The following is a 21,613-nucleotide window of genomic DNA, read 5'->3' as shown; positions in this document are numbered from 1 at the left end:
AATCTCAATAAATACAATTGCCTAAAGCACACTGCCAAATGGCAGTCCATCATCGCTTGAAAGGGAAGAATTGATGAACTTTCGCACATCGCATCTTGCTGGTTTGCTAGCCAGCGCTCTGCTTGTTCTCTCGTCGACTTCGGGTCTTTTATCTGCCGCAGAACCTCTTAATATTACCGGTCCAGATGGTGAAAGTCGCCAGACCCTGCGCCAATATGGCCCTACTACGGCATCCGATACCTTCTGGAGTATTGCACAGAAAACCCGTCCCGATGCGAGTGTGACCATCTATCAGGTGATGGCAGCGATTTATGAAGCCAATCCTCATGCTTTTACCAGCGACAACTACAACAGCCTAGAGAAGGGGATGATCCTGCTGATCCCATCTAAAGAGGTGATGCTGGCTATTCCTAAGAGCCTGGCCAAACAGCAGGCAGAGAGTAACGATAAAGGCTGGCGTCAGAAGCCACAGACGGCAGCAAAGCCTAAGCCGGTAGTGACACCGACTAAACAGGCTCAGGCGTCAGAAGCTAGTCAGCCAGAGATGGTTCAGGCTGATAAGCCTAGCGCCGAGCAGCAGAAGCAGATCGAGGCGTTAACCGCCAAGCTTGAGGCCGAGCAGGCCAAGAACCTGTCGCTCACCGACGAGCTGGCCAGGGCACAAGATAAGTTAAACCTGGGCAACAACGACAGCGAGATGCTGCAGGCTAAGATAGACGAACAAAGCAGCCGCATCGCCGAGCTGGAAGAAGCGCTGCTGGTTCAAAAAGAGCAGAAGGCGCAGCTAAACAGTGAGGTCGAGCAGCTTCGTCAGCAGCTGGCCGCCGCGACCCAACCGGCTAAGCCTAAAGAGGTGGACGACAGCTGGCGCACCATGATGGACAATCCGCTTTATCTCGGTCTGTTTGCGGCCATTCCGGCGCTATTGCTGCTGGTATTGGTATGGCTCTTTATCAAGCGTCGCAACAACAAGAACGAGGCGGTCGAGTCGAGCGCGCCCGTAACGCCGCCGATGGACGACAAGCCAGTCGCGCCAGCGCCTGAGGACAGTGAAGAGATGATGGCGGTGCATCTGGATACAGATGATGAGGCCGATTCGCTGGATTCCTTGATGAAGGTCGATGAGACTCAGCTTAAGCCTGAGGCGGATCTGAGTGATGAGCTGCCCCAAGAAGCTGCCGAGATGGTAGTGGATGCGGGTGATGAGCAGGTGATGTCACCGATTGAGGATGAAGGTCAAACGCTGGACGATCTCTGGGCCGAGGCTATGGGTGAGCAGGAGCAGGAAGAAGCCAAGACAACTCAGGAAGATGATCTCGACAGCCTGCTTGCCGAACTGGATGCCCCGCAAGAAGCGCCAATCGAAGAGACGCATGCTGAAGAGAAGAGTATCGAAGAAACTGCCTTCGAGGCGCCAACTTTTGAAGAAGAGGCGACCGCAGAGACAGATCTCGACGAACTGCTAGCCGAATTTGAGCAAGAGACGCCAAGCGAAGAGGCTAAAGAGGAAGACTTGAATGCGCTGCTGGCGGAGTTTGACCTGCCGGCAGAAACTGCGAACGAAGAGACTAACGCAGAAGAGACTAACGCGGAAGAGACTCGCGCAGAAGAGACTAGCTTAGAAGAGATTAAGCCAGAAGAAGCCGCCGAGCCTGAAGCGACAGCAGCGTCCGAGGAAACCTTGGCCGATGAGATCGCTCAGGAACTCGAAGAGGCGATCGAGGCTAAGGGCGATGAGGGTGACGTCGATGAGACAGATCTCGATGCCTTGCTGGCTGGATTCGATGCCGAGCCGGCAGCCCAGGCGTCCGATAGCGAGGATGATGAGATAGCGCGTCAGATCGCCGCCGAGCTTGAGGAAGAAAACGATGAGGTTGAAGAGGCGGATCTCGATGCCTTACTGGCCGAGTTCGAACCTGCTGCGCCGACAAGCGAGCCAGAAGCCGACGTCGCCGATCTTGAGTTCGCCGAGGCTGAAGCTGAGGAGACTGCACCTGAGGAGACAGGGCCAGAACTTGACGTTGCAGCCGAGTTAGCCGCAGAGCTGGAAGCAGGCTCTCAGCAAGATAGCCAGAAAGAGAGTAAGCCGGCCGGTCATGCGCCGCTCGAGTTCGACCTAGGTGAAGATAAGCCGGCTGCAGAGGCAGAAGCTGAGGAAGAGATTAAGGCCGAAGATGACGGCGAGGTGGATCTCGACGCGCTGCTCGCCGATCTTGAATCGGTCGAAGAGGCTGAAGAGCCTAAGGTCGAAAAGGGTGAATCGGGTTTCTTCGGTGATCTCAAGGGGAACAAGCGTAGCAGCGATAATATGCTGGAGTGGGAATCAGCCTTGACCAGCGATGCGCCGAGCGTCGAAGATACGCCGGTTGAGGATGACGACGCTATCTCGCTGCAGCTGGACGATGATGATAATCTGACCGTAGATCAGGCCTTGGCTGCCCTGGATGCGGCGGAGAAGAAGCGTCCCGCCAGAGCCGTGCCCGAGCACGACCTGACCGCCTTCCAGCAAGACAACGGCTTTATCGATATCGATAGACTGCTCAATGAGGCCGACGAGGAGCAGCTGGATGTCGATAAGTACAAGGAGCTGGATGTAGACATGGGCGAGCTCGATAGCCTGATGGGCAACGCCTCCATGGTCGATGTGGACGACGAAGAGAATGCCGTCAACGCCAAGCTGGATCTGGCCCGCGCCTATATAGAAATAGACGATATGGACAGCGCCAAGGCGCTGCTTAAAGAGGTCGAACTGGACGGCAACGAGCGTCAGCAACAGGAAGCCAAGAAGCTGCTAGACGAACTCTAATCCTGACGAGCTCTAAATCAGAGAAGCGATTTGAAAAACGGTGCTTAGGCGCCGTTTTTTTATGGCGGCGAGCATATTTTTGATGGCGGCGAGTCTGGAGGTTGACTATCGGTGCAGTTAACTCTCCACTTAACTCTCTCCTTAACTATCCAGTTAACGCGCCATTTACTATCCAGTTAACACCTAGCTTGTGCTAGAATCCGCCGCCTAGCGAACAGATTTATTTAAACGTGAGTAATTAAACATGAGGACAGGTATTTCATGCGCGTAGCATTAGGTATCGAATATGATGGCAGCCGTTATTTTGGCTGGCAACGTCAGGCCGAGGTGGACTCGGTACAAGCCCAGCTCGAGAGAGCCCTATCTTTCGTTGCCAACGAACCTATTTCGATTCAGTGCGCCGGACGTACCGACGCAGGTGTTCATGCTACGGGCCAGGTGGTGCATTTCGAGACCAATGCCGTGCGTAAAGAGAGTGCCTGGACCCTAGGGGTCAATGTCAACCTGCCGGATGATATCGCCGTGCGCTGGGCCAAGGATGTGGATGACGAATTCCACGCCCGCTTTACCGCCACCGCCCGCCGTTATCGCTACATGATCTATAACCATCAGTTTAGACCCGGCATTCTCCGCTCTGGAGTGAGCCACTATCCGGGGCAGATCGATGAGGCCAAGATGCATGAGGCGGCCCAGTTCCTGCTGGGTGAGCAGGACTTTACCAGCTTCCGCGCCATTCAATGCCAGTCGAACACCCCGTTTCGCTGCGTTCACGAGGTCAATGTGACCCGCCAAGGCATGTATATCTGCGTCGACATCAAGGCCAACGCCTTCTTGCATCACATGGTGCGTAATATCGTCGGCTCCCTGCTCGAGGTGGGCTATGGCCGCCAACCCGTGAGCTGGATTAAGGATCTGCTGGCGCTAAAGGATCGCACTCAGGCAGCGGCGACAGCCAAACCTAACGGCCTTTACCTGGTGGATGTGACCTATCCCGAGCACTATGCCCTGCCTAAACTGGCCCTGGGGCCACTGTTTATGCTCGACTAACCCAAACTAAACATCTGATTAACAAAGGTTAAAAAGATTCTGATATGACGCCTGTACCCAACGCACAATCTGGCCTTAATGACTGGCTGAACCACCTGATGGCTATCCATCCCACAGAGATAGATATGGGTCTTGGCCGTGTCGCGGCCGTTGCCAAGGTCATGGCGCTCGACAGCCTCGAGGGCACCAAGGTGGTGACCGTCGCTGGCACCAATGGCAAGGGAACCACCTGCGCCATGATAGAAGCCATCATGAGAGAAGCCGGCCAGCGCGTCGGAGTCTACAGCTCGCCTCACATGCTCAAATACAATGAGCGGGTACGCATTGACGGGGTGGATGCCAGCGACGAGGCGCTTATCGAGGCGTTTTGTGCCATAGATGCCGCGCGCGGCGACATCTCGCTGACCTTCTTCGAATATGCCACCCTGGCCGGACTTTACCTGTTTAAGCAGACGAAACTGGATCTTGTGTTACTCGAGGTGGGGCTGGGTGGACGCCTGGATGCCACCAATATTATCGATGCCGATATCGCGGTGATCACCGCCATCGACATCGACCATCAGGAATACCTGGGCGATACCCGGGAGTTGGTGGGCCGCGAGAAGGCGGGGATCATGCGCGCAGGCCGTCCCGTGGTGATAGGCGACCCAGACTTGCCGGCAAGCGTTGTTGAATACGCCGAGTCCATAGGCGCCAAGATGGTAAGGGTAAATCACGAATTTAGCTACCAGGCGAGCGAGACTGACTGGTGTTTTGAGCTAGGTGATATGCCTCAATCGTCTGTGCCCCAATTTTCATTGTCTGGCTTGCCACTGCCAACCTTACCCTTGGCCAATGCGGCAACCGCCCTGGCTGTGGTGCAGCAATTGCTGGCAGAGCAGTTTGTGACAGAAGCGGCTCGCACATCTATCGATGCCGGGCTAAGCGGGGCTAAGTTGACCGGTCGTCTGGAGGTGGTCAGCGAGCAGCCTAAGATCATCTTAGATGTGGCCCATAACCCCCATGCGGCGGCCTATCTGGCCCAGCGACTCGAGGCTTACAAGGGTAAGCGTATCTTCGCCCTGTGTGGCATGTTAAAAGATAAGGATTGCCGCTCCGTGCTCGGCCTGCTCGAGGATCAGATCCACGCCTGGTATCTGACGGACCTTAACTGTGAGCGCAGTGCCAAGGCGCAGGACTTGCTCAGCTATCTGAGTGGCGACAAAGCTGCCTATAGCTTTGCCTCGGTTGAGCAGGCATACCAAGCGTTAAAGCCAGAGATTGGCCAATCCGATGTGGTAATTGTGTTTGGCTCCTTTTACACTGTGGCAGAGTTTAAGCAATTGGACCTAAGTTAAATGCAGGTGGATGAAGTAGAAGTCAAACAAGAGAAGGTATCGAGCCAGTTTCAAAACCGTCTGGTGGGCATCATAGTCTTGGTGGCCCTGGGGGTGATCTTTTTGCCCGATATCTTAGATGGTAAGAAGCAGCATCAGGAAGAGCAGTTTGCCGAGATCCCACTGCGGCCCCAGGCCGAGTCCCGCCTCGATGAGCAGGAAAGCATTACGGCCATTGACCTGAGTGAGCAGCAGGCTCAGTTCGACCAGCAGGTGAGCAGTCAAGCTGATAGTGCCGGCGAATCCTCTGCCGAGCAGCAGGGGGCCAATGATGGTAAGCAGGCCACGACAAGCGCGGCGAAAACGGACGCCTCTAATACTGACGTAGCTAAAAACAGCGAGCCTAAGAAAAGCCCAGCGAAAGTCACGCAAGCTAAGGCGGCTGAATCTAAGGTTGAGGTTGCAAGCTCGGCCTATACTCTGCAACTGGGTAGCTTTAAGAATGCCGAAAATGTGAACGCCCTGGTTAAACGTCTGCGAGGCGAGGGCTACCGCGCCTATACCGTGCCGCAAAAGCCGGTGGATGGTCAGCTGACTAAGGTGTTCGTCGGGCCGGATATCTCCAAGAGCAAGCTACAAAAGCTGCAGACCAAGCTGGATAAGTTTACCGGCCTCAAGTCCGCGGTGGTCGACTATAATCCGCTGCTCTAATTCACAGCTTTGCTCTACCGTTATCACTTCCAAACGCCCAGGCTTTGTCCTGGGCGTTTTTGTCTGCGCTACAGGGTGAAAATAGCCTCAAGCCAGAACTCAGTGTCCGTAATTGCGGATAAACTAAATCACTTTTAAATCAGGCTAGGGGGTGAGAATGTCTTCAGTCTCTGGTAAAATCCCGCCGTCTTAATGCTAATGCTGGATCACCTTATTCAATGGTTTGGATCGATTATGCCATTATTGCGGTCATCGCAATCTCGACTTTAATTAGTCTGCTTCGTGGTTTCGTTAAGGAAGCCATGTCACTCGTGGTCTGGTTTGCCGCCTTCTTCGTGGCGAGTCAATTTTATGAAGATCTCGCCGTCTACCTGACCCAGATGCAAGATGAAATGGTGCGTAACGGCATCGCCATCGCCATCCTATTTATCTCGACCCTTATTCTCGGTGCCTTAGTCAATTACCTTATCGGCCAACTTGTGGTCAAGACGGGCCTGTCTGGCACAGACAGGGTGCTGGGCCTCTGTTTTGGCGCCCTGCGCGGTGCACTCATCGTTAGCGCGATACTCTTTTTCCTGGATGCCTTTACCGGGGCGCCCAAGACAGACTGGTGGGCCAGCTCGCAACTGGTTCCCGAATTCGGAGTGGTTATCCAGTGGTTCTTTGATTACGTGGAAAACACCTCAAGCTTTGTACCTAAAATATAAGAATGCGTAAGCATAGGCGTGCCTTAACCTCAGGTCATGGCCGCAGATAATAATTATCAGAACATCTTAAAATGAGGAAACCTACCCATGTGTGGTATCGTCGGAATAGTTGGCCGAACATCGGTTAATCAGACAATCTATGATGCACTCACAGTGCTACAGCATCGTGGCCAAGACGCCGCGGGCATTGTCACCGTTGATGGCAATGCGTTTAGATTGCGTAAGGCCAATGGTCTGGTAAAAGACGTATTTGAACCTAAGCATATGCAGCGTCTGCAAGGCACCGCCGGCATAGGTCACGTGCGTTACCCAACTGCGGGTAGCTCGAGCGCGTCTGAGGCGCAACCTTTCTATGTTAACTCTCCTTTCGGGATCTCTCTGGCGCACAACGGCAACCTGACCAACACGGTCGAGCTGCACGAGCGCCTGGTAAAGCAACGTCGTCACGTTAACACCACCTCAGATTCTGAAGTCCTGCTTAACCTGTTGGCCGACGAGCTACAACACACCAAGAGCCAGTACCTCACTGCTGACGAGGTGTTTGAGGCGGTCACTAAGGTACATGAGCTGACACGCGGCGCCTACGCCGTGGCGGCGATGATCATCGGCCAGGGTCTGGTGGCGTTTCGTGACCCTTACGGTATTCGTCCACTGGTACTGGGTAAGAACGAGACAGAGCAGGGCACCGAATATATGGTGGCCTCTGAGAGCGTGGCCCTTGATGCCGTAGGTTTCGAGACGGTACGTGATGTCGCTCCAGGCGAGGCCATCTATATCTCGTTAGATGGTCAGCTCTATACCCGTCAGTGCGCCCAGTCGCCAAGCTATTCACCTTGTATCTTCGAATACGTTTACTTCGCCCGCCCAGACTCGACCATCGACAAGGTGTCTGTCTACGGCAGCCGCGTCAACATGGGTACCATGCTGGGTGAGAAGATTAAGAAAGAGTGGGAAGATCACGATATCGACGTGGTGATCCCGATCCCTGAAACCTCATGCGATATCGCCCTAGAGATCGCCCGTAACCTGGACTTGCCATACCGTCAGGGCTTCGTGAAGAACCGTTACATCGGCCGTACCTTCATCATGCCGGGTCAGCAGGAGCGTAAGAAATCGGTTCGCCGCAAGCTTAATGCCATCAACGCCGAGTTTAAGGGCAAGAATGTGCTGCTGGTGGATGACTCTATCGTGCGCGGTACTACCTCAGAGCAGATCATCGAGATGGCCCGTGAAGCCGGTGCCAAGAAGGTTTACTTCGCCTCGGCTGCTCCTGAGATCCGTTTCCCTAACGTCTATGGTATCGACATGCCAACCTCAAGCGAGCTGATCGCCCATGGTCGCGATGCGGAAGAGATCAACAAGCTGATTGGTGCCGATGGCATCATCTTCCAGGACCTGCAAGATCTTATTGAAGCCGTACGTCAGCAGAACCCGGATATCAAACGTTTCGAGACCTCGGTATTCGACGGCAACTATATTACCAACGATGTGGATCAGGCCTACCTGGATCACCTGACCCAGCTGCGTAACGACGATGCCAAGGCCAATCGCATCAAGGATATCGGCACTAACTTAGAGCTACATAACGTCTGTCATCCCTAAGGGATAGCGCATGCGTTAGCTAAAAACCGACCCCTAGTGGTCGGTTTTTTTATGGGAGTGGTCGGTATTTTTATAGAAGTGCTCGGTTTTTTATGGGGCATTTTGCTACATTACTTTTTCTGCAAGGGTAATTAAATACCTGATAGCATGGTGTTTTAATGCTTTAGTGCTATGTTTAATGAGTGAAAGTATTAAGCCTCGAGCCTGCCGTCATCCCTAGGAGTGATAAATGAAACACTTGTCCATCAGTACTAAGTTGCTTTGGATCACCTCAGCGCTGTTTTTGATTATAGTCGCAATCCTCTCCTTCAGCCTCTGGTGGTCGCTCAGCGATAAAAACGCGCAATTGGCAGGCCAGGTGCAAGGCGCGCTGCATGATGAAACTCGCCAGCGCCTCAGTGCCCGGGCCGGCGAGTACGGCGAGCGGGTGGCGGGTTTTATCAACGAGGCCTATCGGATCCCCTTTTCGTTTGCCGGCATGATAGAGCAGAGCGCCGCTAGCCAGCCGCTATCTCGGGAAGGGGTAGAGGAGTCGGTGGCCGGCGTGCTGCGAAAGAACAGTCAGCTCTCCTCCATGTATGCCCAGTTCGAGCCCAACGGCTACGATGGCCGCGATGGCGACTATACCCAGAAGATCAGTCATAGCGTGCCCGAGGTGGGTACCCTGGAGATCTATTACACCCGCAGCGACGATGGCAGCGTCGAGCATCAGCAGGTGGATGACGCCAGCGAGAAGTACGATGCCACCCTCAAGGAGTTTGGCGTGCGCGAGGCCGAATGGTACCTGTGCGCCAAGGACACTAAGCAGCCCTGTCTGATGGAGCCCTACCTGTATGAGATAAGCCCGGGCAACACGGCGCTGATGACCTCCTTAACCGTGCCTGTGGTGGTGGGCGGCAGCTTTCGCGGCGTAATTGGCGTGGATGTTAATCTGCCGGTGTTTCAGAAGCTGATCGACGAGCTCTCCGCCAGCCTGTATCAAGGTAAGGCCAAGGTGACCCTGCTGAGCCAGAAGGGTTTAGTGGTGGCGGCCAGCCACTATGATAAGAAGGCGCGGCCACTGGGCGAGTCTATCGCCCCGTCGCTCGCCAGTCAGTTGACCGGGCTGCATCGCCAAGGCGGTTATCTCGAGCAGGGCGATAACATCATAGTCGCCTATCCCATCGAAATCCCGCTCGCCAAAGCGCAGTGGTCGCTGGTGATTGAGGTGGCCAAGGTCGATGCCTATCAGGCGGCAAATGCCATGGATAAGGCGATGTCTGCCATGGCCAGCTCTCTGGGCAGCTTGCTGCTGATCGTAGGCGTCATCGTCTCGCTGATCGCCGTGGTTACCATTAGCCTGGTGATCCGCTCTATTGTCGCGCCGCTTAAGGTGATTCAGAGCCGGGTGGAAAATTTAGCCAGCGCCGAAGGGGATCTGACTCAGCAGGTCACGGTGGAATCCCACGCCGAACTCATCGCCCTGGGCGGTGGCATCAATGGCTTTATCAATAAGTTGAGGCTGCTGATCGGCGAGCTTAAGGAGCTGGCATCACGCTCGCAGGCCGAGAGTCAGGTGGCGGCGGAGATAGCTCAGCAGACTCACAACAGCGTCAATCGTCAGTACAGCGATATCGAGAGTGTGGTGACCGCGGTTAATGAGATGAGCGCCACCGCGCTCGAGGTGGCCAAGGCGTCTGAGCAGACGGCGTCGGAAACCGAGGCGATGACCCTCAACGTCAAGGCAGGTGAAGACAGCCTGAGCCAAGCCATGGGCTATGTGACTCATATGTCTCAGGAATCCCTGCTGGCTAAGGAGGCCGTGGGTAAGGTGGCGGAAAGCAGCACCAACATCAGCAAGATCCTCGAGGTGATCAGCGCCATCGCCGAGCAGACCAACCTGCTGGCGCTTAACGCCGCCATCGAGGCTGCCCGCGCCGGTGAACAAGGCCGGGGCTTCGCCGTGGTCGCCGATGAGGTGCGCGCGCTGGCCTCCAAGACCCAGAGTTCGACCGATGAGATAGGCAAGTTGATCGAGGCGCTACAGCGAGAAGTCAACAGCGCCTCGCAGATCATCGACCAAGGGGTGGATGGTGCCCAGCGCGCCGTGGCCCAGACAGAATCGGCTCTGAGTTCACTCAATACCATAGTGAATCAAATTCAGGAGGTCTCCAGTCAGGTGACCCATATCGCCACCGCCGCAGAGGAGCAGAGTGCAGTGACCGAAGAGGTCAGCCGTAACATCACAGGCATCTCTGATTCCGCCTCAGAGCTGGCGAGACTCGCCGACGAGGCTCAGCAGAGCAGTGCCAGCCTGGCGAGCCTGGTGGAGCAGCAACACCTGCAGCTGGGCAAGTTAAAGACCTAAAGCAGAGGTTTTCATATCTGTAATATAGGCGTCTCCTGGGAGGCGCCTTTTTTGTGGCCAGATGGCAACGGCATCGAATGCACGGCCGTGGCTGTGGCTGTGGCTGGGGCAGCGGCCGCGGCAGAGCTAAGTTTTAGCTTATAGAGGCAAGCGCAGGTTAGCGATCACACCGGCATTAGCAACCCCTGGCTTACCCACACCATTAGCCAGAGGCCGAAGAGTAGCCCAAGGGCCTGCCTATGGTGTGCGCCATGGCGTGCGAGGGCAAACAGGGTGCTGGCGCAGCTTAGCAACAGCAGCAGGCTAAATTGCACCAAGGGATCCAGGCGCCAGGGAAAGAGGGAGGATGACAGCGAGAGTAACAGCAGCGCCGTCGTCATCAGCGTGGCGTAAATCAGTAGGCGTTCGGGTCGGTAAGGGGTCTTGAGTTGTGTGTGCATATTTGCCTCCGTGAATTGCCCTTAGACTAGCCCTTAGATTAGCCATTAGTGAGAATTATTCTCAACTAAATTTACACGTAAGCATGCGATCGCCTTTCCTATTTGCGCCAAGGCCGCGAGTGGTTTAAAGTTACTGTTAATTTATACAGTAATTGATGTCAGTATGATCCTATACATAGCAGAGAAGCCCAGTCTCGGGCGGGCAATCGCCGATGTGTTACCTAAACCCCACAAGAAGGGTGAGGGTTATATCACGGCGGCCAATGGCGACACCGTCTCCTGGTGCATAGGGCACCTGCTGGAGCAGGCCGAGCCCGACAGCTATGATCCCGCCTTCAAGTCCTGGTCGTTCGACCATCTGCCCATAGTGCCGCAGCAGTGGAAGATGACCCCTAAGAGCAAGACACGGGGACAGCTCAGCGTACTGAGAAAATTGGTCAAGCAGGCCAGTCAGTTGGTGAACGCCGGGGACCCTGACCGTGAAGGTCAGCTGCTGGTGGATGAGGTGATCGCCTATCTGGGGGTCAAGGGCGACAAACTAGAACAGACCCGGCGCCTGCTGGTGAGCGACCTCAATCCCCAGGCCGTTAAACGTGCCTTGGGGCAGCTGCGTAGCAACCGAGAGTTTATCCCCCTGTCGACCTCGGCGCTGGCGCGCTCCCGCGCCGACTGGCTTTATGGCATGAACATGACCCGCGCCTATACGCTGCAGGGTCGCAAGGTGGGCTATCAGGGGGTGCTCTCTGTCGGTCGGGTGCAGACGCCACTCTTAGGCCTGGTGGTGAGCCGCGATGAGGCTATTGAGAATTTCGTCAGCAAGCCTTTCTATGAGGTGCTGGCCAATCTCTATACCCAAGAGCAGGCGCATTTTAAGGCTAAGTGGCAGCCCAGTGAGGCCTGTCAGCCCTACATGGATGAGGAGGGGCGGGTGCTGTCGCGCCGTCTGGCGGAAAACGTGGTGGGGCGGATCACAGAGCAGCCCGCTAAGGTGATGGATCTGCAGGCCAAAGATAAGCAGCAGGGGCAACCCTTACCCTATAACCTGTCGTCGCTGCAGATAGATGCGGCGAAGCGATTCGGCATGAGCGCCAAGACGGTGCTCGATACCTGTCAGTCACTGTATGAGAAACATAAGCTGATCACCTATCCGCGCTCCGATAGCCGTTATCTGCCCAAGGAGCAGCTGGCCCTGGCCCCCGTCGTGATCGGCGCCGTGCTCAAGGGGGCTGGCGAACTCACCGCCCAGTGCGCCGCGCCGGATCTTAAGATAGTCTCCAAGGCCTGGAACGATGCCAAGGTGGATGCCCACCACGCCATAGTGCCCACCGAGAAGGTAGCCACCATGAGCGCCCTGAGTCAGGCCGAGAAACAGATCTACCTGCAACTGGCCCGTCAGTATCTGGCGCAGTTTTACCCCGTCTATCGTTACCATGAGACTCAGGTTGAGGTGGAGATCGCCGGCGGCCATTTTCATACCAAGGCTAAGCAGGAGATCGCCCCCGGCTGGAAACAACTTTTCCCTAAGCGCAGCGATGACAAGGCCGACGGCGATGGCGACGAGGCTTTGGCCCTGCTGCCGCCGCTACAAAAGGGGCAAGAGCTGCACTCTGGCCTGGGAGAGCTTATCGAGAAGCAGACCCAGCCCCCCAAGGCCTTTACCGATGCCACCCTGCTCAGCGCCATGACGGGGATCAGCCGCTACGTGACCAACCCAGAGATCCGTAAGATCCTTAAAGAAACCGACGGCCTGGGCACAGAGGCGACCCGCGCCGGGATCATCGAGTTGCTGTTCAAGCGTGGCTTTCTTGAGCGCCAGGGGAAGTCTATCGTCTCGACCCCTGTCGGTCGCGGCCTCATCAACAGCCTGCCGGAATCTGCTACTACCCCGGATATGACGGCACTGTGGGAGAGTCACCTGGACGCCATCAGCCGTAAAGAGGCCAAGTACCTAAGCTTCATGGCGCCGCTAGTCGAGTCGCTCAATGGGCTTATCATGCAGGCCGGTGCCCAGCTGCCCAAGGCCTTGCAAGGGGTCGAGGCGCCTAAGCGTTCGTTTAAGAAGCGTGGCTACGGCAATCGACGCGGCGGTGCGACAGGCGCCAAAGGCAAGGCTAGCGGGGCGAAAAAGACTGGAACTAGAGCCGCGGTTAAAACAAAGGCTAAAACAAGCGCCTAATTAAGAGGCTAAGCAAGAATCTAAGCAAGAGCATAGGCAAGAGAAAAGGCAAGGGCCTGAACGCATGGAAGCTTAGGCGACTCAGACCCTTGGGGTGGGGCGTTTAACGCTTTATCAGCTGTATGGCATAGCCGCCGTTGGCCGCCATGTTGAGATCTAGGCTGTCGCCCTTGATAACGGTTTTCTTAATCAGCTTATAGTCTTCGGCGAAGTTACCCGCGTTGATGCCATCTTGCAGCAGCTGCATCTCATACTCACCATCTCCCAGAAAGTCCAGGTTGATCTGCTGGCTTCTCGCCTGGGTATTGGTCATGGCGCCGATATACCAGTCATCACCTGCGCGGCGCGCTATGGTGAAATACTCGCCTATGCTGGCATGCAGCACCTTGAAGTCATCCCACACCGTAGGAATGGCGGCGATGAAGCGCGGGATCTCAGGCTCGGAGCGGTAGCTGGTTGGGGTGTCGGCGAGCATCTGCAGCGGGCTCTCGTAGATCACATACATGGCGATCTGCTGCGCCCGGGTGGTCAGGCTCATGGGGCGAGACCAAACCTTGTTGAAGTTCTTCTGCTGGGCATTGGCCATGGCGCCCGGGGTGTAATCCAGCGGGCCAGCTATCATGCGGATGAAGGGCAGATGCAGGTTGTGGGTCGAGGTCACCTCAGACCATTTGTTGTTTTCCAGTCCTCTGACCCCCTCGCGGGTCATCACGTTGGGGTAGGTTCTGTGGATCCCCGCGGGCTTGTAGGCGCCGTGGAAGTTGACCATCAGCTTGTACTTGGCGGCCATGGCGGCGGCTCGCCAGTAGAAATCCACCCGCTTGATGCTGTCGCTGTCCATGAAGTCTATCTTGACGCCGTTGATCCCCCATTTGGCGTAGAGCTTAAACGCCTCTTCCAGATTCTTGTCCAGCGCCGAGTAGGGCACCCACAGCTGCACCCCGACGCCCTTTTCCTTGGCATGGGCGATGATCGCCTGCATGTCTATGCCTGGCAGCACGGTAAGCACATCTTCCTGTGATGACCAGCCATCGTCGATAAGGATGTTTTCGATACCAAAGTCGGCTGCGAAGTCGGCGTAGTATTGGTAGGTCTCTGTATTGATCCCCGCCTTGAAGTCGACCCCCTTGAGGTTGTTCTCGTTATACCAGTCCCAGGCGATCTTGCCTGGCTTGATCCAGGAGGTGTCCTGGATGCGTGACGGCTCGGCCAGGGTGTAGCTCATCTGATTGTCGAGCAGTTCACCGTCACTGCGGGCGATGGCCAGGATGCGCCAGGGATAGCTGCGAGACTTGCTGACCACGCCAAAGTCCTTTGTGTACTGCTCATCTTTATCTAGCTCGAATGGGTGCACGCCATAGACATTGCCATCGCCCTTGCCCCTTAGCCAGAGGCCGGGATAGCTCTGCAGATCTGTCTCTGTCAGCAACACATTGACGCCATTGACCACAAATAGGGCCGGCAGGCTACCCAGCTCATCCTTGTCTATCCCCTTGGCGGCGATGGGGGTGAATCTGGGCTGGGTGGCGCTGGCAAACTTCTTCTCGAAGGGGAAGTAGGCAAAGGCGCCTTTGGCGAAGTTAAACTCGGCCTGTTCAGAGGTGAGGGCGCTCTTACCAGATTGCTGGGCGCTGAAACGATAGGCGACCCCCTCATCGAAGGCGCGAAACTCCACCCTGTAGTTATCTTTGAAGCTCAGGCTCAACTGGTTGTAATGGTTGTCTATCTTGGCGGTACGCACCTTGATAACCGGGGTGAGCTGCTCTGAGATGGCGCTGCGCTTGACCTCAACCACTTGAGGCGACTTTCCGAGCGCCGTGCCATCGGCAAAGGTCATGGCGATGTGTGATGGGGCCAAGATGGTCTGGCCATCGACGCTGACGCGGTAGCTAAGTTGCTCCTCGGCGATGACATCGACCAAGATGCTGCCATCCGGGGAGCTGAGTTGATAGGTCTCGCCCATGGCCAGTGCGCAGGGAAGTGTTAGCACTCCGGCCAACATCAGCTGCTTATACGCCTGGGGCGCCGTCAAAAAACGCTGCAACATGTTTCATTACTCCTGATTCATACGGGGAAATTCCCGAAGGTAAGTCATTGAAGCATGTCGATTGACGCCTGGGCGCATGAAAACGGGGCTAATGTTTCCCGAAAAATAACCTCTGTTTCGCCCCGCCTGAAGCGTGTTAGATAGATAATTCTAGAGCGAGTGCGCCATCAGCTCCCTTAGCTCAATTAAGATCTTATCTAAGTCGAGGTGCTCACCTTCAATAAAGGTTTTTTTGCTGGTTAAAAGCCTGCTGGCTTGGTCAATGGGCAGCGTGATTGCACGCGACGACTGCTCCTCTGCAAGCCAAGGCGTAAAGCTGAGCCTGGCGCTGGAGGGCTCGCCGCAAAGGCTTTCGTCTAAGGTGAGCGCTAGGGCGGCATCGCCGAGCAGGTAGCTGACGGAGTGACGATTGAGACAGAGCTGCTCACCGGACGGGATCTGACCAAATGTGACCCGGCCATCTCGATAGGGTCGGATCACTGTCTGCCAGGGCACCAGTTGTCCGGCGCTCTTGTCATAGAGCAAGGATGTTTGAATCAAGGCCTCAGGCGCCGCTTGACTCGAGGCGTCTGATGCTGCTTGACTCGAGGCGCTCGGGCACAGGCCTAAGGCGTCTTCGCTGACGCTACAGCCGAGCAGGGCGTCCGGGCCTATGCCCACATAGCTTGCTTGTTGTTTCACCTGGCCGCGAATAAGGTCACGATACCAGCTCATCCAGGGCCAGCTGTAGCCGTATATCTCGGCGGCGTGGACCACCTGGCCGTCGCTGCTGGGCTGGGCATAGCCCTGATCGGGAAAGAACCACTCCGCCGTGGTGTGCAGCCACTCGTGGATGTACATGCCAGGGTCTCTGTCATTTGCCTTGGCCGCCTCGATCCGCCCGCTAACATCATCATAGAAGCGTATGGTGTAGTAGGAGGCATCGGCGTCAAGCACGCGATAGTCATACCAGGCGATGCCTTTGAAGTCGTCGATATAGCAGTCATCGCTGCCGGCGCCGCCGCGAAAGAAGCTGACGATAAGGTCATAGTCGCCCTTGTCGACGCTCGTCAGATAGGGCTCGATCTCCGCCGGGCCGATGAGCTTGTCATTGCTGAGAGTTACCACCTCATCCGTGATATCCAGGCGCTCAATCTGCCAATCCATGGTGTGGTAGCTGTAGGGCTCGACGCGCTCCTTAAAGCTCCAGCGAAAGAAGTCAAAGCCGGCGTCGAGCTGCTCGGTTTGGTATTGGCTGACACAGCCAGTACCCTGAGCCTGCACCTTGGCCACACCGATAAACAGCGCCTTCCAGGCCTTGGGCGCCTGGCGATCGCTCTCATCCAGCGCCAGGCTAATGGTCTGGTCGGCCTCTACCTGAACCGTGCGTCTAAGATACTGCTCACTCTGGTTGAGCCCCACGCCTATGGTGTATTCGCCGGGCTCGAGTGTAAGCTCGGCCGGGGTCAGCTTGCCAGTGAAGTGCCCATCTAGGTAGATGGCGCCGCCGCTTTCGCTGGCGGATACTGTGAGGCTCCCCTCTGGTGTCGGTGTGGCTACCGGTGGTGTAACCGCTGGCTCGCTAGTCTGGTCGTCATCGCCACCTGAGCCGCAGCCCGGCAGGCTAAGCCCTATGACACCTAAGAAGAGTAAGCTTAGTAAGGGGGATGCTCCGTGCTTGCTTAACTGCCTGTTTGGCTGTCTGTTTAGCTGTCTGCTTAATTGCCTGTTTGGCTTATTGCTTAAATGTCTTTCCATGTGAAGAATCTCCCTGTCGATGAAGAAGTAGTGATTGTGTTGGTGATGGATTGATATCCATGAGCGACTAAAAATTAAGCTATCCAGGCAGGGCCATTCAAGGGCTAATCAGCCCTAAAGTAGTTTTCGAGAAACACTATTAATTATTCAGGAATATCAGTTGGATAAGCTAAGTTTTGTGGCGGGAAATGGGGATGAAAAAAGCCCATCACCTAGTGGTAATGGGCGAACAAAACGATTGCTTAAATTGTCTTTGAGCGAATCATTTAACAAGGGAGATTAAAACTTGAAGCGAACCCCCGCACGATAACTACGGCCCCAGCTGGAGATATAGTCTACGTGGTTCTTGTCCCCGTTCAGGTACTGCACATAATCGGGGTCAAGCAGGTTGTTGGCCTCGAAGGTGAGGGTGATATTGTCTGTGACGTCATAGCCCACCTGCATATCCAGCTGGCCCCATTCGTCGACCTGTAGGGTCTCAGAGGTCCAGTCGTTGAGGGCATTTGACCAATACCACTGCTTGCCCAGGCTGTACTCGGAGCGATAGTTATAGGCCACATTGACCTTAAGCCCATGGTTCTCGTAGAAGGCGACCACATTGTACTGATGATCAGACAATCCCTTGAACGGTAACTGCTCGCCATCGTCCGTGTATTCACCCGACTCGCTGTTGTTATAGGTATAGTTGGCCTGCACACCGAAGCCCGCGAGGGCATCAGGCAGGAAATCGTCGAAGGTCTGTAGCCAGTTCAGCTCATAACCCCGGATACGCGACTGGTTTTCATCGTCGTTGTAGGGGCGGGTGACCTCGAAGCTGGCGCCATTGATGGTTTCCCGTGTCGGCTCGTAGATCACGAAGCCATGCAGCTCCTTGTAGTAGAAGGCCAGGTTAAGGGTGCCGCTGTCGCTGTAGTACCACTCCAGCGTGGTATCGAGCTGATCGGCATAGTAGGGCTCCAGGCCTGGATCATTCTCATAGATGAAGTTCTCCGGCGGCGTCTTCTCCTCGTTCTGCCAGATAGAGGTAACCGGCGACAGGTTGGTCAGCGGCGGACGTGATATCGCCTGTGACAGCGACAGACGCCAGACCAAATCATCGGTCAGCCCCAGCTTACCGTTGAAGCTCGGCAGCAGCTTGTTGTAGTTGCCTTCAAACTCCACCAGGCCGACGGTATCCACTGCGTCGGTAAACAGGCCGTTTTCATCGAAGGCGATGTTGGCGGGATCCTGAGAGTAGCCCCAGGAGGTGACGGTTGTGTCTATGTAGCGCAGACCGAAGTCGAGCATATAGGGCATGCCGGCAATCTCATCTTCGAGGATCAGCTCGGCGTAGGCGTGTATGGTCTCCTCTTTCACGCCATAGGTGTTGCCACCTGTGAGGTTAGGTCTGGGCACCAGATATTGGTCGAATGCCTCGCTGTCCAAGGATCGGTAGTAGTCGAACAGCCCGGGAATGTTGATCCCCGCCCAAGTGTTGGGCAGCATGGCGTTTGAGCTACCCATGAAGTCGTCGAAGTTGCCTGGATTGAGGGCTGTTGCCGGTAGCGGCCCCCAGAGGGTGTTGCCGGCGATATCCACCTTCTCGCTATCGGGGGCGTTGATCCACTCACTCTCTGTGACGCCGTTACGGAAGGTATAGGCGCTGGGGTTTTCCTGGCTCCAGTAGGTCTTGCCCTTGTCTTGCATGTTATAGCCGGTGCCGAACAGCACCTTGCTGATGATGCCATCGTCCGGCTCATAGGTGCCGTTGAAGTTGAAGTTACCCGTCTTGTCCTTCACCTTGTCGCCGTCGATGCGGGCATACCAGGCGCCATAGTCGATGTTCTCATCCAGCACGGTATCGCCGAAGGAGATGTCGGGCACTTGCTCGCCGTTGTCCCAGTTGACCGTGAGGGTGTCGATGGCGGTGCGCACCACCACCCAGCTGACCGCCGCCGAGGCATCTTCCGCCTCAGAGTAGGCCAGGTCGACGTTAAAGTTAAAGTTGTCCCAGATGTAGTTGAGGTTCAGCCCCACCTGCATGGCATCGCTGTCGCGGGGATTTTGCGATTCCAGCAGCTCGGCGATGGCCGGCGAGTCCATGTTGCCCGGTTCACCGATAGTGATGCTGTTGGTGTGACCGTCGGCGCCAAATTGCACATCCTGGATGTTGTCCAGGTTGGTGCCCTCAAACAGGGCCAGGGAGATCATGTTCCCCGTGGATTCAATCTCATACTTAGTGTAGAGGGCGTCGAAGTTGATATCCAGATTCGGGGTCGGGCGCCACTGCAGCGCCAGGGTGCCGCCGCTGCGCTCGCGCTGATCCGTGCTCACCATGATGTTAGGCCAGCTGGGGAAGCGGCCCGACACGTTAGGATCGCCGTTTGGCATCAGCTCCGCCTCGCTCCATTCATTCCAGCCCCACTGTGCGCTGTGGCTATCGAAGCGGGTGAAGGAGGAGGTGTGGTTGGCGGAGATCAAGATCCCCAGCTCGTCGTCGTTAAAGGTCTCGCTGATCAGCAGCGAGGCCTGGGGATCTGTCTCGCCGGCGCGCTCGTTATAGTATCCCTCGATAGAGCCTGCTACCTTGCTGCCCACGTTGAGGGGCTTGAGGGTGTCTATGTTGATGATGGCGCCTATGCCGCCCTCGGGCAGGGAGGCCTGCTGGGTCTTGTTGACCTGAATGCCGCCAATCAGCTCGGCGGCGATCAGATCATAGTTAAAGTCGCGCCCCACGGTTTCCGAGGCGATCTTTCTGCCGTTGAGCGTAGTGACGTTGTAGTCACCACTCAGACCGCGCACGGTCACGCTCTGCCCCTCGCCGCGCAGGCGGTTAACGCTCACCCCTGGGATACGCTGCATCGCCTCGGCGACGTTGCTGTCGGGGAATTTACCTATATCTTCGGCGACCAAAGCGTCGACCACGTTGTCGGCTTCCTTCTTGATCGACTGCGCCTCTTTCAGACTGCTTAAGATCCCCCGCACCTCGATGACTTCCATCTCGGTCTCATCATTTTGTTGCTTCTCTTCGTCGTCGGCCCCGTAGGCGGGAAGTGAAGAGGCCAATGCAAGGCTAATCGCAAAGGCAAGATAATTTCTTTTCATAGTGTTCCCTTCGTGTTTTCAGGCTTTTTGAGCTTTATTGTTTGGGCTGAATTAATTCTTATCAGGCTCAATAAACTAATTTTTGAAATCAGTTCACCCTGATATTTATATCCCCGAGACTGGAAGGGAAACTTCCCGAAATAGTGCCTATGATTTCCAGAAAATATCCTAACGAATATTTAACATCAGGTATTTTCATGCTCGCTACTTGAGTAAGTTTCACTCTGAACCTTCCTAAAAATCAGGTATAACTTCCCGAAAAATAACTTATGTTTGTTAATCAAATGTATTTGGGTTAGCTTCGCTTAAGGTGGGTTAACCGGGGTTATCCTTATGTTCGAATGGGTCGAGAAAATTTCGTTTAGTGAAGCCAGTCCGTTAACGGCGCAGGCGCAGGACAATAAGTTTGGTTTTCATCGCAAGCGGCCAGAGGTGATGGCGCACAGCCATTGGCATGGACACATAGAGATTAACTACCTCTTTGATTGTTCAGCGGATTATTTGATTAACGGTCAGGAGATCTCCGTGCCCGAGGGGCGGATGATCATCTTCTGGGCTTCGATCCCCCATCAGATGACCGCCTGTCATGGCGACGGTGAGATAGTCAATATCTACATTCCGCTGCAGGCCTTTCTCACCTGGATGCTGCCGGGGGAGTTTGTCAGCCAGCTGCTCCACGGTGAGGTGATGGTGTCGGACAGCCTCTATGTGTGCGATCGCCAGCTGACGCAGATCTGGGAGGCGGATATCGCCAGCCAGGAGCCTCTGCTCGCCAGTCAGGTGATCAACGAGATCCGCAACCGTATCCGCCGCATGGCGATAGAGCATTACAGCACCTTTAATCTGGCCCATCGTAGCGGCCATGGGGTCGACAAGCCGGTGTTTGGTGGGCTTAACCATATCCAGACCATGCTGCGTTATATCGCCGACCATTATGATCAGAAGATCACCATAGAGAACGTGGCCATGTCCACCGGCCTGCACAAAAACTATGCGATGAAGCTCTTCAACCGAGTAATGAAAGTCTCAATAAAACAATATATTAACCAGCTACGGCTGCAGCATGCCCAGGCGCTGCTTATCGATACTGAGAATCCTGTGCTGAACATAGCGCTGGAGGCGGGATTTGGCTCGGTGAGCCGTTTCTATGACATCTTTCAGCGTGAGTTCAACATGTCGCCGCTGGAGTTTCGTCGACGGGTGGGATGAGGGTTATTTTTCGAGAAAGTGTCATTGTTTTTTAGTAAGCCTGTTGCTGGCCTCGCGTGCTTCAATCTGTAAAGCGCTCGTGCTTAGCCCGTCCAGACTGGCTAATCAATAAAGGCGCAGCGAATAAAGGCTTGGCGGGTAAATAGAGAGGGCTATTTAACAAGAATCTCTATTTTCTTGGATATTTATCGGCATGAGCCACTTATAAAAAATAATACTGAATAGTAATAACCGAGTGTCTTTGATTATTGGGTTAAGCCTTGTCGGCTTATTTTATATTTTGACTTTATAAGCAGCCAAATATTCGAATGACACAAGATAAAAACGTTATTAATACCGAGAAGAGTATGAAAAAAAGCATTTTATTATCGGCATGCGCAATCT

13 protein-coding genes are annotated in these 21,613 nt (G+C 55.2%); 9 read left to right on the top strand and 4 right to left on the bottom strand.

Annotation, left to right across the window (positions count from 1 at the left end):
• The first annotated feature begins 73 nt into the window (after positions 1 to 73).
• From K0I63_RS11955 to K0I63_RS11925, 7 genes are all read left to right on the top strand, one after another.
• Positions 74 to 2,806, top strand: coding sequence for a FimV/HubP family polar landmark protein (locus K0I63_RS11955; protein WP_220081193.1), 2,733 nt, complete (start codon positions 74 to 76; stop codon positions 2,804 to 2,806).
• A gap of 261 nt (positions 2,807 to 3,067) precedes the next feature.
• Positions 3,068 to 3,853, top strand: a complete 786-nt coding sequence (truA, locus tag K0I63_RS11950; protein WP_220081192.1) for a tRNA pseudouridine(38-40) synthase TruA — start codon at positions 3,068 to 3,070, stop codon at positions 3,851 to 3,853.
• A 44-nt stretch (positions 3,854 to 3,897) separates the two neighbouring features.
• Entirely contained in the window at positions 3,898 to 5,190 is a 1,293-nt protein-coding gene (gene folC, locus K0I63_RS11945; protein WP_220081191.1) for a bifunctional tetrahydrofolate synthase/dihydrofolate synthase, read from the top strand.
• The gene (dedD, locus tag K0I63_RS11940) at positions 5,191 to 5,880 is read left to right on the top strand and encodes a cell division protein DedD (protein WP_220081190.1); all 690 of its coding nucleotides are present in this window, start codon (positions 5,191 to 5,193) and stop codon (positions 5,878 to 5,880) included.
• A gap of 218 nt (positions 5,881 to 6,098) precedes the next feature.
• Complete coding sequence (locus K0I63_RS11935; protein WP_011866100.1) at positions 6,099 to 6,587, top strand: CvpA family protein; 489 nt, start codon at positions 6,099 to 6,101, stop codon at positions 6,585 to 6,587.
• A gap of 87 nt (positions 6,588 to 6,674) precedes the next feature.
• Entirely contained in the window at positions 6,675 to 8,189 is a 1,515-nt protein-coding gene (purF, locus tag K0I63_RS11930) for an amidophosphoribosyltransferase (protein WP_011866099.1), read from the top strand.
• Between the two features lie 229 nt (positions 8,190 to 8,418).
• Positions 8,419 to 10,536, top strand: a complete 2,118-nt coding sequence (locus K0I63_RS11925; protein ID WP_220081189.1) for a methyl-accepting chemotaxis protein — start codon at positions 8,419 to 8,421, stop codon at positions 10,534 to 10,536.
• A 164-nt stretch (positions 10,537 to 10,700) separates the two neighbouring features.
• On the opposite strand, the gene K0I63_RS11920 is transcribed toward K0I63_RS11925, so the two are convergent.
• On the bottom strand, positions 10,701 to 10,976 hold the full coding sequence (locus K0I63_RS11920) for a hypothetical protein (protein ID WP_220081188.1): 276 nt from the start codon (positions 10,974 to 10,976) through the stop codon (positions 10,701 to 10,703).
• Positions 10,977 to 11,139: 163 nt separating this feature from the next.
• Between K0I63_RS11920 and K0I63_RS11915 the strand changes: the two genes are divergently transcribed.
• Positions 11,140 to 13,152, top strand: coding sequence for a DNA topoisomerase III (locus K0I63_RS11915; protein WP_220081187.1), 2,013 nt, complete (start codon positions 11,140 to 11,142; stop codon positions 13,150 to 13,152).
• Between the two features lie 103 nt (positions 13,153 to 13,255).
• Here the strand turns inward: K0I63_RS11915 and K0I63_RS11910 are convergent, their stop codons facing one another.
• From K0I63_RS11910 to K0I63_RS11900, 3 genes are all read right to left on the bottom strand, one after another.
• Positions 13,256 to 15,199, bottom strand: a complete 1,944-nt coding sequence (locus tag K0I63_RS11910; RefSeq protein ID WP_220081186.1) for a glycoside hydrolase family 97 protein — start codon at positions 15,197 to 15,199, stop codon at positions 13,256 to 13,258.
• A gap of 150 nt (positions 15,200 to 15,349) precedes the next feature.
• Positions 15,350 to 16,936 carry a PEGA domain-containing protein gene (locus tag K0I63_RS11905; RefSeq protein ID WP_220081185.1) on the bottom strand — a complete coding sequence of 529 codons (1,587 nt, stop codon included), beginning with the start codon at positions 16,934 to 16,936 and terminating at the stop codon, positions 15,350 to 15,352.
• Positions 16,937 to 17,215: 279 nt separating this feature from the next.
• Positions 17,216 to 20,020, bottom strand: coding sequence for a TonB-dependent receptor (locus K0I63_RS11900; protein WP_220081184.1), 2,805 nt, complete (start codon positions 20,018 to 20,020; stop codon positions 17,216 to 17,218).
• A gap of 333 nt (positions 20,021 to 20,353) precedes the next feature.
• Here K0I63_RS11900 and K0I63_RS11895 point away from each other — a divergent pair, with 333 nt between their 5' ends.
• Entirely contained in the window at positions 20,354 to 21,229 is an 876-nt protein-coding gene (locus K0I63_RS11895; protein ID WP_011866092.1) for a helix-turn-helix domain-containing protein, read from the top strand.
• Positions 21,230 to 21,613 lie beyond the last annotated feature (384 nt).

The sequence above is a fragment of the Shewanella rhizosphaerae genome (genome assembly GCF_019457655.1).
GTDB classification, from domain to species: domain Bacteria; phylum Pseudomonadota; class Gammaproteobacteria; order Enterobacterales; family Shewanellaceae; genus Shewanella; species Shewanella loihica.
Note: the sequence above shows the minus strand (reverse complement) of the source record. Positions and strands in the feature narration are given on the sequence as shown.